This is a genomic window from Gemmatimonas sp. UBA7669 (genome assembly GCF_002483225.1).
Classification (GTDB): domain Bacteria; phylum Gemmatimonadota; class Gemmatimonadetes; order Gemmatimonadales; family Gemmatimonadaceae; genus Gemmatimonas.
Map to the genome: position 1 here is coordinate 78,381 of NZ_DLHL01000004.1, position 13,504 is coordinate 91,884.

The window sequence follows — 13,504 nt, forward strand, 5'->3', positions numbered from 1 at the left end:
CAGTGGCAGCGAGTGTCGGTCCGAGGCCTTTTTTCTGGGCCCCTGCGCTGCGTCAGGGTGTATTGGCGCGCTCACGTACCCGCACACGTATTTCCGCGGCAGGCCGCGTGGTGAGTCGCGCATAGGGACGCACACTCCCGGGATCCAGCGCTTCGAAATCGAAACGCCGCGCGAGACGCGCAATGATCAGCGCCGTCTCGATGGTGGCAAAGGCCGCGCCCACGCAGATGCGCGGCCCCGCACCGAAGGGGAGATAGCTCCCCGGCACCTGCTTGGACTCACGCTCCGGCAGAAACCGATCGGGGTCGAAACGATCCGGGTTCTCCCACAGCTTCGCGTGCCGGTGCATGCTCCAGGGCGCGATCATGAGCATGGTGCCACGCTTTACGTGTCGTCCGCCAATTTCGGTATCCTTGCCGGCCACCCGCGGCAGGAAGGTGATGGGCGGATAGAGCCGCAGCACCTCGCGGAAGAAGTTGCGTACGAAGGGCAGCCGCTTGGTGTGTTCCAGCAGCACGGGCCCGTCGCCCACCACCTGCGCCACCTCCGCGCGGATGCGCTCCACCACGTCGGGGCGCTGCGCAAGAATGAAAAAGGCCCAGGTGAGTGAACTGGCCGTGGTTTCGTGCCCCGCCAGAAAGAACACACCCAACTGATCGATGAGCCCTTCACGATCGAAGGGCTGCCCGGTGTCGGCGTCCTTCGCCTCGAGAATGGCACCCGCGATGTCATCGTACTCCGGATGCTGCAGCCGTGCGTCGAGCATGGCACCGAGATGCAGGCGAATGCGCGCGCAGGCCTGACGCACCGGTTCCGGTTGTGTGCTGGGCGACCAGGGCTTGTCCCACAGGAGCCGCTTGATGTCGATGGAGCCGACCTGCCGCTCGAAGCGCATGAAGTCGTCGAACACGTCCTGCGACGTATCCCCCGACAGCGGCACGGAGAAGATCGTCCGCGTGATCACGTCGGCCGTGAGATGACTCATGGCCGCGTCCAGCGAGAACGTTTCCCGTGCGGCGGCCTGTCGCCCGAGATGGGCCTCATAGTCATCCACCGCGGCGGCCATGAAGTCGAACGCGCGGTTGATGCGCATGTGCGAGAACGCCGGGTCCACCATGCGCCGCTGCCGACGCCAGGTATCGCCGCTGGTCACGAACATGGAGTTGCCCACGAGGTCCTCGAGGGCCTCCACGAAGAGGTCGTTTTTGGGGAAGCTGTCGTGGTCAGCGAGAATGCGCGCCACCCAGGCGGGATCGTTCACCAGGAGAATGCCGCGCCGCGTGTACCCCAGCGGTGTGATCATCTCGCGATAGGCGAGGTCCGGCAGGAGACTCAGCAGGTCCTTTTCGCGTCGCCACATGAGGCGCAGCAGCGACGGCACCGGCGGCCGTGGCACCGGAGCCGGCGGGCGCCACAACACGGCGGCGCTGGGGCCGCCCGTCTCGGCAGCCTCCGCGGCGACGGAACCCGTCACGACGGAACCCGTCACGACGGAACCCGTCACGAAGGCCGTGCGGCCACGCGCGCCGCACGCAGACTGAGGCGAATGCGCGTCTGGTGATAGATGATCATGGCCAGTCCAACCGTGAGCGGAATGGCCCACATGCGCGGGTTGAGGGCCTGGCCCGGGTTGAAGCGCACGAAACCGAAGGCCATGAAGGCCGTGTACACCGAAATGCCGGACCCCACGATGGCTTTCACGTGCTCCAGCTGATAAGCCAGCCGACCGGGCTGGTCTGTGTAAATGAAGCGCAGGTTGGTGAGCCCCGAAGCCACACCGACGACGGCAAAGGCCATCATGAGTCCTTCGCCGATCTGCCAGCCCCGCATGGCGCAGGCGATGGCGGCTACGATGGTGAGCCCGTTGAGCGCCAGATTGAACGGGTGCCGGTTGGCGAGGTGATTGCGCTTGTTGCGCACCGACACCACACCGTGCCACACGAGCTGGATGGTGAGAATGGCCAGATACAGCATCATCCAGCCGAAAATGCCCTGAATACGCTCAGCCGACCAATTCAGCGCCACCTGGCGGGGGTGGGTGGTGATGGGATCGACCATGGTAGTGATGGCCATTCCCACCGCCATCGTGGCCGTAATCAGCATGAGGCGGGCAAACCAGGTGCCGATACGGCGGTGCCAGGTGCCGCCCTTGCGATTGAGTGCGGGGATCCAGAACAGCACCAGACCGACCGCGCCGGTGGTGATGTGCACGAACAAGAACCCTTCAAACGGCCACATGCGCACCACCGGTACCAATGGCGGGAGTCGGGTGTATAAACGGTGGACGATCCGCCTGCAGCACCCGACGAGATGCGCCAAGGTCGCACCTGGCGGGCCGTCGCGCTACAGGACCGGTGAGACCTAGCGGCGAGTACGGAAATGGCGGGCAGCGACCGACACTTTCTGTGGGGGCTGTTCGCTTGACCCTGCACCGCCCTCCGGGTTAACTCTAGCAGTTGCGTGAGGTGTCCCGATTCGTCCCCAGCCGGCACGATGATGGATCCTCGGCCGCCCCTTGTACCGGAACGTTATGTCCCACGACAAGCACCTGCGCTGCTCCTTCTGCGGCAAGTCCAAGGACGCCGTCCGGAAGTTCATTTCGGGCCCCTCGGTCTACATCTGCAACGAGTGCATCGCCCTCTGCAACGAAATTCTTGCAGAGGACGAGGAGCGCGAGGTTGCCGAATCCATCACGCAGGTCCCCACGCCGCGTGAAATCAAGAACATCCTCGATCAGTATGTGATCGGGCAGGACCAGGCCAAGAAGGCGCTCTCGGTGGCGGTGTACAACCACTACAAGCGCATCAATGCGGCCGGCTCGGCCCGCGAGGACGACGTCGAGCTCGACAAGTCCAACATCCTGCTCATCGGGCCCACGGGTACGGGCAAGACGCTGCTCGCCCAGACGCTGGCCCGCATTCTCGATGTGCCGTTCACCATTGCCGACGCCACCACGCTCACCGAAGCGGGGTATGTGGGCGAAGACGTGGAGAACATTCTGGTGCGGCTGCTGCAGGCCGGTGACTTCAATGTCGCCGAGTGCGAGCGCGGCATCGTGTACATCGACGAAATCGACAAGATCGCGCGCAAGTCGGAGAATCCGAGCATCACGCGCGACGTGTCGGGCGAAGGCGTGCAGCAGGCCCTGCTCAAGATTCTCGAGGGCACGGTGGCCAGCGTGCCGCCGCAGGGTGGCCGCAAGCATCCGCAGCAGGAATACATCCAGATCAACACCAAGGACATCCTGTTCATCTGCGGCGGTGCCTTCGACGGCCTCGAGAAGATCATCGAGTCGCGTACGGGCCGTCGGCAGTTGGGCTTCGATGCGCGGAAGGGTGACGCAGCCACCGACAGCAAGGTGGTGGCGCTCAAGCAGACGACGCCCAAGACCCCCTTTGCCGAAGTCGAGCCGGATGACCTGCTGCGCTTCGGCATCATTCCGGAACTGGTGGGCCGTCTGCCCGTCTGTGTGCCACTCGAGGCACTCGACGAGGAGGCGCTGGTCTCCATTCTCAAGGAACCCAAGAACGCCCTCACCAAGCAGTACACCCGCCTCTTCGACCTCGAAGAGGTGAAGATCACCTTCGAGGACAGCGCGCTGCGTGCCGTGGCCCAGAAGGCCCTCAAGCGTGGCACGGGTGCGCGCGGCCTGCGCGCCATTCTCGAAGAAACCTTGCTCGATACCATGTTCGAACTGCCTACCCGCGATGATGTCGTGGAGGTGCGGGTCACCGAAGCTGCCGTGCAGCACGGCGGACCGCCGCTCCTCGAGATCGCGCCCAAGCGGCAGAAGAAGGAAGCCTGACGACGAAACGCCCCTCGAGGACCGGCAGCCCCAGGTTGCCGGTCCTTCCGCTTCGCGACGTGGTGTTGTTCCCCCACGTTGCCATGCCACTGCTCATTGGCCGCGAGGCCTCGGTGGCCGCCGTCGATGCTGCACTCGACAGCGACCGTGAACTGCTGCTGGTGGCCCAGCGCAGCGCCGACATCAACGTGCCCGCCCCGGCCGACCTGTATCGTGTCGGCGTGCGCGCGCGCGTCCAGCAAGTCACGCGCGGCACCAATGGCACCACCAAGATTCTGGTGGACGCCATCGAACGCGTGCGCCTGGTACGTCCCACCGTGGCCAAGGCCACGGTGATGCATGGCCCGCGCCTGGTGGCAAACTATGAGTCGATGCCGTTTGGCCGCGCCGCAAAGTCAGCCACCACATTGGGCTCAACGTCGGACGCGGTCGATACCACGCGCGCCCGGGTGCGGCACGCGCTCAACCTGTTCGAGGAGTACACGGCGCTGCAGCGTCGCCTGCCTCCCGAGATCGTCGGGGTACTGCAGGCCATCGAGCAGGAAGACCGCATGGCCTTCGGCATCGCCGCGCATCTGCACGTGCCCGTGGAGCAGCGCCAGGCGCTTCTGGCCGCAGAATCGCTGGACGACCTGGCCACGCAGTTGGTGAACCTGCTCGCGGCCGAACTCGAACTGCTCAAGCTCGAGCGCCGCATCGACGAACAGGTGCGCGGGTCGCTGTTCCAGAACCAGCGGGACTTCTTCCTGCAGGAGCAGCTGCGCGCCATTCATCGCGAGCTGGGCCAGGAAGACGGCGACGAATTCGAGGATCTCGCGCAGCAGATCGCCTCGCGCGGGCTGCCGGAGGCGGTGGCCGCGCGCGCGCAGCGCGAACTGCGTCGGCTCAAGCGCAGCGCGCCCACCTCACCTGACGCGGCGGTTTCGCGCGGCTGGCTGGACTGGGTGCTGGCCCTGCCCTGGTCGCAGCGCACCACCGACACCACCGATCTCGATGTGGCCCGTGCCTCGCTCGAGGGCGATCACTACGGCCTCGAGGAGATCAAGGAACGCATCCTCGACCACATCGCGGTGTTGGCGCGGGTTGGGCATCTGCCCGGCCCCATTCTCTGTCTCGTCGGGCCGCCCGGCGTGGGCAAGACCTCGCTGGGGCGCTCCATTGCCTCGGCGCTTGGTCGCAAGTTCGTGCGCATGGCACTGGGTGGCGTGCGCGATGAAGCGGAAATCCGCGGACATCGCCGCACCTACATTGGCGCGCTCCCGGGGCGCATCCTCCAGGCCATGCGCCGCGCGGAGTCGGTCAACCCGGTCATTCTGCTGGACGAGATCGACAAGCTCGGCAGCGACTATCGCGGCGACCCGGCCGCGGCCCTGCTGGAAGTGCTCGATCCGGAGCAGAACGCCGCGTTCAACGACCACTACCTCGAGGTGGACTACAACCTCTCGCAGGTCCTGTTCGTGACGACGGCCAATTCGCTGGCCGGCATCCCGGAAGCGCTGCGTGATCGCATGGAGATCATTCGCCTGCCGGGGTACCTCGAGCCCGAGAAGCTGGCCATCGCTCGCCGCTTTCTCGTGCCCAAGCAACTCGCCCTGCACGGCGTGCCGGTTGAGCGCGTCGTCATCGACGATGTCGTGCTGCAGGCCATCATCCGCAGTTACACGCGTGAAGCCGGTGTGCGCGATCTCGAGCGTCGTCTGGCGCGTGTATCACGCAAGCTGGCCCGTCGCACCTGGGCCGACCACAGCACGGCGAAGGTCACAGTAACGGTGGACGAATTGCCGGCGTTGCTTGGCCCCGCTCCACACACGCCGGAAGAGCACAGCCTGACCGATCAGGTGGGGGTGGCCTCCGGATTGGCCTACACCGCCACCGGCGGCGAGCTGCTGGAAATCGAGGTCAGCGTGGTGCCGGGTCGTGGTCGCCTGCAACTCACCGGCACACTCGGCGACGTGCTCAAGGAATCGGCCGCCGCGGCGCTCAGCTACATCCGCGCACGCGCGTCGGCCCTCGGGCTTTCGCCGGACTTTCATCGCACACGGGACATTCACGTGCATCTGCCGGCCGGTGCCACGCCCAAGGATGGTCCGTCGGCCGGTATTGCGCTGGCCACGGCACTGGCCAGCGCGCTCACGGGCATTCCCGTGCGCGGCGACGTGGCCATGACCGGCGAGGTCACACTGCGTGGTCGGGTGCTGCCCATTGGTGGTGTGCGCGAGAAAGGCGTGGCGGCTCACCGCCATCTGCTGTCGCATGTCCTCATTCCGCAGGGCAACGCCAAGGACCTGGAAGAATTGCCGGCGAAAGTACGTGAAGGACTGACGTGGCACACGGTTCGCACCATGGACGAGGTGCTCGATCTCGCCTTGCGCACACCGCCTCGGGCCGCAGCAGCCGGCATAGGCGGCGCACGCAGCGAAGCGGCCGTGGTGATGGCCGACACAACGGTGGTAACATGAGTGAGCACGATCTGCACGACGACAACGTCCACGATGAAGACGCGATCGACGAACCGGTGGATGAGGTGACCACCACCCCGTCGGCCAATGATCCGCTGGTCATCCGTCATCTCGAGTACCTCGGCCCCATGGCCAGCGAGACCGGATGGCGCCCGGAAACGACGCTGCCGGAAGTGGCCTTCGTGGGACGCTCGAACGTGGGCAAGTCGTCGTTGCTCAATCGGCTCATGCGGCGCAAGGCGTTTGCGCGGGTGAGCAACACGCCCGGCCGCACACGCGAGATTCACTTCTTCGACGTGAATCGGCAGTTCATTCTTGCCGACCTGCCGGGCTACGGCTATGCGCGCATCAGCAAGGCGCGCAAGGCCGAGTGGCGTCCGCTCATCGAAGGCTTCCTGCGCCGCAGTGCCAACCTGCGCGGCGTGGTGCAACTGCTCGATGTGCGGCACGATCCGACCGGCGACGATCACATCATGCTGGACTTTCTCGCCGAGCTCGGGGTACCCACCATTGTGGCCGTGACCAAGGTGGATAAACTCTCTCGGGCGCAGGCGCAGGCGCGTGTTCACGTGCTTGCGCAGCACCTCGGACTTGATGTCGATCAGATCGTGCCGTTCAGCGCCCGTACCGGAGAGGGGCGCGACGAACTGGCGCGTGCGCTGCAGGACCTGCTCGCTCTTCCTGACTGGAGGACCTCGCCGTGACCCTTCGCTCTGCTGTGATGCGCTGGCCCCGTATGCTGGGCCTCGGTCTGTTGCCCGCGGTGCTCATGGCCTGTGCCTCCGCCGGCCCCATGGTGGCGCAGGGCGCGCCGCCGGCAGGCGCCGCGCGGCCCACCGCACAGTTGCCGCTGCTGCCTGCCGACACGCTGGACCCCAACTGGTTGCCGGCTGGATTCGGCACGCTCCGGCAGGACGACATCGCCCTCAAGACCTCGCCGGCCAACGGCTTGCAGGTTCGCGCCATTCCGCTGGACGAGCGTCTCATCCGCCTGCTGTCACCCGATTCGTATCGGGCGCTGCGCGACATGCAGATCAGCAAGTCGGCGCAGCTGCTGGCCATCAAGGACCGCTACCGGCTGCCCGGCTACTCCGTGTGGTACGTGAGCTTCTTTGCGCTCGAGCAGGGCGAGACGCGCTTCTCGCCGCAGGAGTTCATCATCAGCAATACCGGCCGCGATTTCCGGCCACTCGATGTGGTGCCCCTCACACCCGGATTCGGTGAGTACCGTCTGCGTCAGCGGGATGTGCAGAGCGCGCTGTTCGTATTTGACGGGCAGATCGACGTGAACCAGCCCATTACTTCGCAGATGGAAAGCGTGTCGAGTGTGACGGACTGGTCGGCGGTGCTGCAGCGGGTGGAGCGGGAGCGGGCGTTGGTGCGGTCGCGGGCTTCGGGAGCCGCGAAGAAATAGGGGCGTAAGGGGAACTGCGTAAGGGGAACTGCGTAAGGGGAACTGCGTAAGGGGAACTGCGTAAGGGGAACTGCGTAAGGTGAACTGCGGGAAGGAACTGCAGGCGGTTCGGGCGTAAGGTGGACCGCGTAAGGTGAACTGCGGGAAGAAAGAGCGGGCGGTTCACTGCTAGATCAGCAGGACATCCTCGGCGTGGCCGGCGTCGCCGCTGCGCAGCAGCCACATCGCGTAACGCACCGCGTCGTGCTCGCGTGGCCATTGCAGCGTACGCGTGGCGCCCAGCGGCGTGCGCCACTGGTAGGCATCGTGCTCCGGTCCCAACTGCACCGCGGCGTCGGGTGGCACGATGGCGGCAAATACCACCGCCAGTTGCACTGTGTCCTGCCGGTGCAGATAGAACGGGTTCACGGTCAGGCTGTACAGGCGCTCCACGGGCAGCCCCGTTTCCTCCTGGACTTCGCGTCTCGCGGCTTCGGCGGGCCGTTCGCCGGCCTCGATGCTGCCATGCACCAGCTCCCAGGCCCCTGTGCAGCGCACCCCCGCCGCGCGGCGCAGGGTCAGCACGCGCCAGCGATCACGTGAACCGGCCGGTGCCGGGGCCAGCACCACCACATCCACCACGCGGGTCTCGTAACGCGTGCCGCGGTCCGGCACAGCGCCGGGGGCACTGAGTTCGTCGGTCATCAAGCAATGCTAGATCGTCGCTTGCCCCATGGCGAGCGGTCCGGCGAAGTTCCAATCATGTCTTCGTACGCCGAATTCCTCGCCCGCGCACAATCCTGCCGCAGCACCGGCGGCCTCGTGCCCGTGTGGCAGGATTGCCTGCTCGACCTCTGCACGCCCGTCTCTGCGTTCGCGCGGCTGCGGCGTGGCCCGTTTGCCTTTCTGCTCGAGTCGGCGGTCACCCGTGGTGAGGCCTGGTCGCGCTACACCTACCTGGGTACCGAGCCGCGGGGCGCGTGGCGCCTCAAGGACGGCGTCGTGGAAGACTGGACGGCCGAACAGGGGTGGCATGGCGCGCGCACGCCCACCGACCCCATTGCCGACTTGCGCGACCTCGTGCGCGACATGCGTCCGGTTGATGCGCCCGAACTGGGCACGCTCTGGAGCGGCGCGTTCGGATTCTTCGCGTACGACGTAGCGCGGCACATCGAGCGCCTGCCGAACGCCCCGCCGCGCGGCGTCGATGCCCCCGATGCCTGCTTCGTGTTCACCGATGCCCTCGTGGTCATCGACAACTGGTTGGGTCAGGCGCGGGTGATCGTGTCGGTCCCCGTGCCGGCCGAGGCCAGCACCGCGCAGTGCGAACGCCTGTTTGCACGGGCTCAGACCACCCTGCAGGACACGATCGCACGGCTGCAAGGGCCGGAGGTGCTGCCGCCCTTGCAGCTCGCCACAGACGCCGCGCCGGCCACGGGCACGGTGGCGTTCACGCGCGAGCGCTACATGGCTGCCGTGGAGCGCATCAAGGAGTACATCCTTTCGGGGGACGTGTTTCAGGCGCTGCTGGCGCGGCGGATGGAGGTGCCACTCGATTTTGATCCGACGACTCTCTACCGCACCCTGCGCGCCCTCAATCCCTCGCCGTACATGTTCCATCTGCAGCTCGACGGCCTCGAGCTCGTGGGCAGTTCGCCCGAGATGATGCTGCGGGTGGCCGATGGCCGCCTGACCGTGCGCCCCATTGCGGGCACGCGGCCACGCGGACGCACCCCAGAGGAAGACCGTGCGTTGTCGGCCGAACTGTTGGCCGACGAAAAGGAGCGCGCCGAACATGTCATGCTGGTGGATCTGGGCCGCAATGACGTGGGGCGGCTCGCCCAATTCGGCACGGTGGAGGTCACCGACCTCATGGTGGTGGAGAAGTACTCGCACGTTTTCCACATCGTCAGCCAGGTGGAAGGGCAATTGCCCGAAGGCGCGAGCGCACTCGACGCCTTCCGCGCCGTTTTCCCGGCGGGCACCATGACCGGTGCACCCAAGGTGCGGGCCATGGAGATCATCGACGAACTCGAACCCGAGCGCCGCGGTGCCTACGCGGGCGCGCTTGGTGTGATCGGTGCCGGTGACACACGCATGGACCTCGCCATCACCATTCGCACCTGCGTCATCGCAAACGGTGTGGCCTCGGTGCAGTCGGGTGCCGGCATCGTGCACGACTCGGTGCCGGAGAAGGAGTGGGAGGAGTGCGACAACAAGGCCCGCGCCATGCTCACGGCCATCGGTCGGGCTCGGCGCGCCGGCCCCTTGCCATCCGCCACGTAATCGGCGCAGCACGTGCCCCTGCTGCTCGTCTCCACGGCCGGTGATCGGCGCTTCTCCCTTTCGGGTCGCGCCTCACTCATTGTGGGCCGCGATCCGGTCTGCGACCTGCCGGTGCTGCATCCGGCCGTGTCGCGTCGCCATGCGGAGGTGCAGGCCGACGAAACGCAGGATGTGTTGTCCATTGTCGATCTCGCCTCCCGCAACGGCACCTGGATCAATGGCGCGCGCATCAGTCGTGCCATGGCCAGCGTCGGTGACACGGTGGCGTTTGGCACCGTGACCTTCACCGTGCAGCGTGCAGAGGTCGTACCGCTGCGGCCCACGCCGTCGCTGTCGAGTGTCGACCCCGGCAGCACCTTGCTGCGTGAGCGGCTGGTGCCCTCACGGGATCAGGCGCTGGCCGATGTGGCAGCCGCCACCGATCGGGCCACCGCGCGCCTCACCCAATTGGTGCAGATCGCGCAGCGTCTGGGCACCTTCGGTGAACTGGACGGTCTCCTCGACGCCATCGCCGCCGATCTCTTCGACACCTTCGACGCCGATCGCGTGGCCGTGCTGCTCACCGGCCCCTCCGGTGAACTCGACACACGCATTGCGCGGGATCGTCACGGCGCGATCGCGCGCCCCGTGCCGCGCGCCATTGCGCACGGTGTGGCCGAGCGGCAGGTGGCCCTGCTCACCAACGACGCCGGTACCGATGTCCGCACCGCTGGGGAGTCGGTCCTGCAGCAGGCCGTCAAGTCGGCCATGGCCGCGCCGCTGCTCGGCGAGGGACGCAGTACGCTGGGTGTGTTGTACGTGGACCATCTGCGTGACCGCGATGTCTTCAACGACGACGACCTGGCCTTTCTGGTGGCCTTCGCCGGTATTGCCGCGGCGGCCGTGGAGCGGGAGACAACGGCCGAGCAGTTGGTGCAGGCCGAGCGTGTGCGGGAAAACTTCGAGCGCTATTTCAGTCCCCAACTCGCGCAGCGCATTGCTGCGCACACGACCCGCGTGGTGCCGGGTGGTGAACGTCGCGATGTCGTGGTGCTCTTCAGCGACATCCGCGGCTTCACCGCCATTGCGGAAGCCATGCCGGCCACGCAGATGGCCGCGCAGCTCAACGAGTACTTCACCGCCATGGTGGACTGCGTGTTCCGCTATGGTGGTGCGCTCGACAAGTTCATCGGCGACGCCATCATGGCCTACTGGGGTGCCCCCGATGCCGACGACGACGCGCTGGCGCACGCCATCACCGCGGCCGAGGACATGCAGCGCCATCTCGCGTTGCTCAACGCGCGATGGAAACGCGAAGGACGTCCCACCTGGTCGGTGGGCATCGGCATTCATGCCGGCGACGCGTTTGTGGGCAACGTGGGATCGCCGCGTCGCCTCGAGTACACACTCATCGGCGACACGGTGAATGTGGCGAGCCGCCTCTGCAGTCTCGCGCCCGGTGGGGAGATTTTAGTCAGCGAGCATGTGGCGCTTGCGCTCGCCCCCATGGGACGTCAGGCGTCGAGCGCGCCGGAGCTGCGCTACGCGCGTCGCGATGGTGGGGACTGTGCGGCGTGGCGCCTGCATCCACCCGGTGGTGAGGACGCGCCGGCATGACGGCAGTGGCGACTGCCGCGGTCGGGCTGGTGCTGAAGCCGCCACCGGCCCCCGTACGCTGGTCTGGTGGTGATGTGCTGGCCCACGATGATGTGCGTGACGACCTGCTGGCCATACTGAGCGATCACGGCAGCGTGTACGACTGGGCCGCGCGCATGCCGCAGCCCCGTGCCCTGCGCGGCCGTGCACCGGTGTTCGTGGCTGCCCTCCCGCACAGCGGGCACACGATCGTGGTGCGCCACGCCTGGCATGGCGGACTGCTCGCGCCGCTCACCGGTGACCGTTTCCTGCGCCCCACACGCGCGCCGCGCGAAATGCAGATTGCAGCCGCCCTGCTCGCCTGTGGCATTCCCACGTCGGACATCTGCGGGGCCGTGCGCTACGCGGCCGGCGCTGGTCTTGTTCGAGTGGATGTGGTGAGCCGCTACCTCGAAGACAGCGTGGACCTGGGCACGGTGCTGGCAGGTCTCGCTCCCGTTTACCCACTTGAGCTGGCCCTGGCTGCCACGTCCACACTGCTGCGCCAACTCGCTCGGCGCGGCATTGTGCACCCCGACCTCAACGTGAAGAACATTCTGCTGCGTCCGATGTCTGGTCCGACGTCGCCTGCAGCCACGCTCGAGGCGCTGGTCATCGACGTGGACGTGTTGGTGTGGGATGCCGCGTGGGTTGGTGAGGTAGCCATGCAACGCAACGTCGCGCGTCTCCTCCGCTCGATGCGCAAATGGCGCAGGCAGTACAGCTGCGATATTTCCGACGACACGATGGCGGCGTTCGCGGCCGCCTCACATACCCAACTGCGGCCAACCTCGTGATGCCACCGGCCACCACGCCCCCACTGCCCGCGACGCTGCAATTCAATCGAATTGGCATCGTCATGATGAGTGCCGTTGGCGATGCCGTGCACGTGATGCCCATCATTCACGCGCTCAAGCGGCACCAGCCCTTGTCGCGCATCACCTGGGTGCTGCAGCCCGGACCGGCCACGCTCGTGCGCGGTCATCCGCTGGTGGACGACATCGTGCTCTTCGATCGCAGCAAAGGGTGGCGCGGTTTCCTGGAAACACGCGCCGCACTCGCCGAGCGACCGTTTGATCTGGTGCTCGGACTGCAGGTGTACTTCAAGGCGGGACTCATCACGGGCTTCACGCACGCACCCATCAAACTGGGCTTCGACCGGGCGCGCGCACGTGATGCCAACTGGTTGTTCACCACGCACCGCATTGCCCCGCACCCCGGGCAGCATGTGCAGGATCAGTACTTCGAGTTTCTCACGGCGCTTGGGGTGCCACACGGTGCGGCGCTGGGTGATCCGCAATGGACACTCGGCCCGTGGAACGACGAAGAGCGTCGGTGGCAGCGCGAGTTTCTTGCGCAGTTCGACCGACCCATCGCGCCAATCGTGGTGGCCACCAGCAAGGCGGCCAAGGACTGGCTGCCAGAGCGCTGGGCCGAGGTCTGTCATGTGCTCTGGGACGAATACGGCCTGCAACCTGTGTTGGTGGGTGGTCGTTCACCACGCGAGCTCGCGGCAGAAGCCATCATTCTCGAGCGCGCGCCCATGGCGCATTCGGCACTGGGCAGCGGTCTGCGTCGACTCGCAGCCGTGCTGGATGGCGCGGCCGTCGCTCTTTCGCCCGACACGGGGCCGCTGCACTTGGCTATTGCGCTTCGCACGCCGGTCATCTCGCTGATTGGCTACACCAACCCCAAGCGCGTCGGGCCGTACGACTTTGCGCAGGACCTCATGATTGACGCGTACGGTGACCCGGGTGAGGACTATCCGCTCGACATGACGTACCGGGAGAATCGACTGCCGCACATCACGGTGGACGATGTGCGGGAGCGGCTCGCGCGGTGGAAGGCGGTGTACGCGGAGCGGCGGCTGTCGGACTTGGCGACGCGATTCGGCTGATTCAGGTGTGTTTGCGGCGAGATCGGTGAACTGAAGGTGTGAGGATCAGA

The 13,504-nt window shown here is 66.4% G+C and carries 11 protein-coding genes; 8 read left to right on the forward strand and 3 right to left on the reverse strand.

Annotated features, from left to right (window positions below):
* Window positions 1-52: 52 nt before the first annotated feature.
* Both B2747_RS01585 and B2747_RS01590 read right to left on the reverse strand, forming a co-directional pair.
* Window positions 53-1,489 carry a cytochrome P450 gene (locus tag B2747_RS01585; protein WP_291155958.1) on the reverse strand — a complete coding sequence of 479 codons (1,437 nt, stop codon included), beginning with the start codon at window positions 1,487-1,489 and terminating at the stop codon, window positions 53-55.
* A gap of 11 nt (window positions 1,490-1,500) precedes the next feature.
* Window positions 1,501-2,238, reverse strand: coding sequence for a hypothetical protein (locus B2747_RS01590; protein WP_291155961.1), 738 nt, complete (start codon window positions 2,236-2,238; stop codon window positions 1,501-1,503).
* A gap of 292 nt (window positions 2,239-2,530) precedes the next feature.
* On the opposite strand from B2747_RS01590, the gene clpX reads away from it, so the two are divergent.
* The 4 genes from clpX to B2747_RS01610 are packed head-to-tail and all read left to right on the forward strand — an operon-like array spanning window position 2,531 to window position 7,678.
* Window positions 2,531-3,805 (forward strand): ATP-dependent Clp protease ATP-binding subunit ClpX, encoded by a 1,275-nt coding sequence (gene clpX / locus B2747_RS01595; protein ID WP_291155964.1) that lies wholly within the window; start codon window positions 2,531-2,533, stop codon window positions 3,803-3,805.
* 35 nt (window positions 3,806-3,840) lie between these two features.
* Window positions 3,841-6,264 carry an endopeptidase La gene (lon, locus tag B2747_RS01600; RefSeq protein ID WP_291155966.1) on the forward strand — a complete coding sequence of 808 codons (2,424 nt, stop codon included), beginning with the start codon at window positions 3,841-3,843 and terminating at the stop codon, window positions 6,262-6,264.
* Complete coding sequence (gene yihA / locus B2747_RS01605) at window positions 6,261-6,968, forward strand: ribosome biogenesis GTP-binding protein YihA/YsxC (RefSeq protein ID WP_291155969.1); 708 nt, start codon at window positions 6,261-6,263, stop codon at window positions 6,966-6,968. The genes lon and yihA overlap by 4 nt, the downstream gene beginning before the upstream one ends.
* 17 nt (window positions 6,969-6,985) lie before the next feature.
* The gene (locus B2747_RS01610; protein WP_291155972.1) at window positions 6,986-7,678 is read left to right on the forward strand and encodes a hypothetical protein; all 693 of its coding nucleotides are present in this window, start codon (window positions 6,986-6,988) and stop codon (window positions 7,676-7,678) included.
* Between the two features lie 168 nt (window positions 7,679-7,846).
* Here the strand turns inward: B2747_RS01610 and B2747_RS01615 are convergent, their stop codons facing one another.
* Window positions 7,847-8,362, reverse strand: coding sequence for an NUDIX domain-containing protein (locus tag B2747_RS01615; protein WP_291155975.1), 516 nt, complete (start codon window positions 8,360-8,362; stop codon window positions 7,847-7,849).
* 57 nt (window positions 8,363-8,419) lie between these two features.
* Here B2747_RS01615 and B2747_RS01620 point away from each other — a divergent pair, with 57 nt between their 5' ends.
* The 4 genes from B2747_RS01620 to B2747_RS01635 are packed head-to-tail and all read left to right on the forward strand — an operon-like array spanning window position 8,420 to window position 13,454.
* On the forward strand, window positions 8,420-9,943 hold the full coding sequence (locus tag B2747_RS01620) for an anthranilate synthase component I family protein (RefSeq protein ID WP_291155977.1): 1,524 nt from the start codon (window positions 8,420-8,422) through the stop codon (window positions 9,941-9,943).
* Between the two features lie 12 nt (window positions 9,944-9,955).
* On the forward strand, window positions 9,956-11,539 hold the full coding sequence (locus B2747_RS01625; protein ID WP_291155979.1) for an adenylate/guanylate cyclase domain-containing protein: 1,584 nt from the start codon (window positions 9,956-9,958) through the stop codon (window positions 11,537-11,539).
* Window positions 11,536-12,354: a lipopolysaccharide kinase InaA family protein gene (locus B2747_RS01630; RefSeq protein ID WP_291155981.1), complete on the forward strand. Its 819-nt coding sequence runs from the start codon at window positions 11,536-11,538 to the stop codon at window positions 12,352-12,354. Before B2747_RS01625 ends, B2747_RS01630 begins: the two co-directional genes overlap by 4 nt.
* Window positions 12,354-13,454, forward strand: a complete 1,101-nt coding sequence (locus B2747_RS01635) for a glycosyltransferase family 9 protein (RefSeq protein WP_291155983.1) — start codon at window positions 12,354-12,356, stop codon at window positions 13,452-13,454. The genes B2747_RS01630 and B2747_RS01635 overlap by 1 nt, the downstream gene beginning before the upstream one ends.
* The last annotated feature ends 50 nt before the right edge of the window (window positions 13,455-13,504 follow it).

Excerpts from the sequence above, each read along its gene's own strand:
- B2747_RS01590 (WP_291155961.1), bottom strand. The coding sequence starts at position 2,238 with ATGTGGCCGTTTGAAGGGTTCTTGTTCGTGCACATCACCACCGGCGCG.
- clpX (WP_291155964.1), top strand. The coding sequence starts at position 2,531 with ATGTCCCACGACAAGCACCTGCGCTGCTCCTTCTGCGGCAAGTCCAAG.
- yihA (WP_291155969.1), top strand. The coding sequence starts at position 6,261 with ATGAGTGAGCACGATCTGCACGACGACAACGTCCACGATGAAGACGCG.
- B2747_RS01610 (WP_291155972.1), top strand. The coding sequence starts at position 6,986 with ATGCGCTGGCCCCGTATGCTGGGCCTCGGTCTGTTGCCCGCGGTGCTC.
- B2747_RS01615 (WP_291155975.1), bottom strand. The coding sequence starts at position 8,362 with ATGACCGACGAACTCAGTGCCCCCGGCGCTGTGCCGGACCGCGGCACG.
- B2747_RS01620 (WP_291155977.1), top strand. The coding sequence starts at position 8,420 with ATGTCTTCGTACGCCGAATTCCTCGCCCGCGCACAATCCTGCCGCAGC.
- B2747_RS01630 (WP_291155981.1), top strand. The coding sequence starts at position 11,536 with ATGACGGCAGTGGCGACTGCCGCGGTCGGGCTGGTGCTGAAGCCGCCA.
- B2747_RS01635 (WP_291155983.1), top strand. The coding sequence starts at position 12,354 with ATGCCACCGGCCACCACGCCCCCACTGCCCGCGACGCTGCAATTCAAT.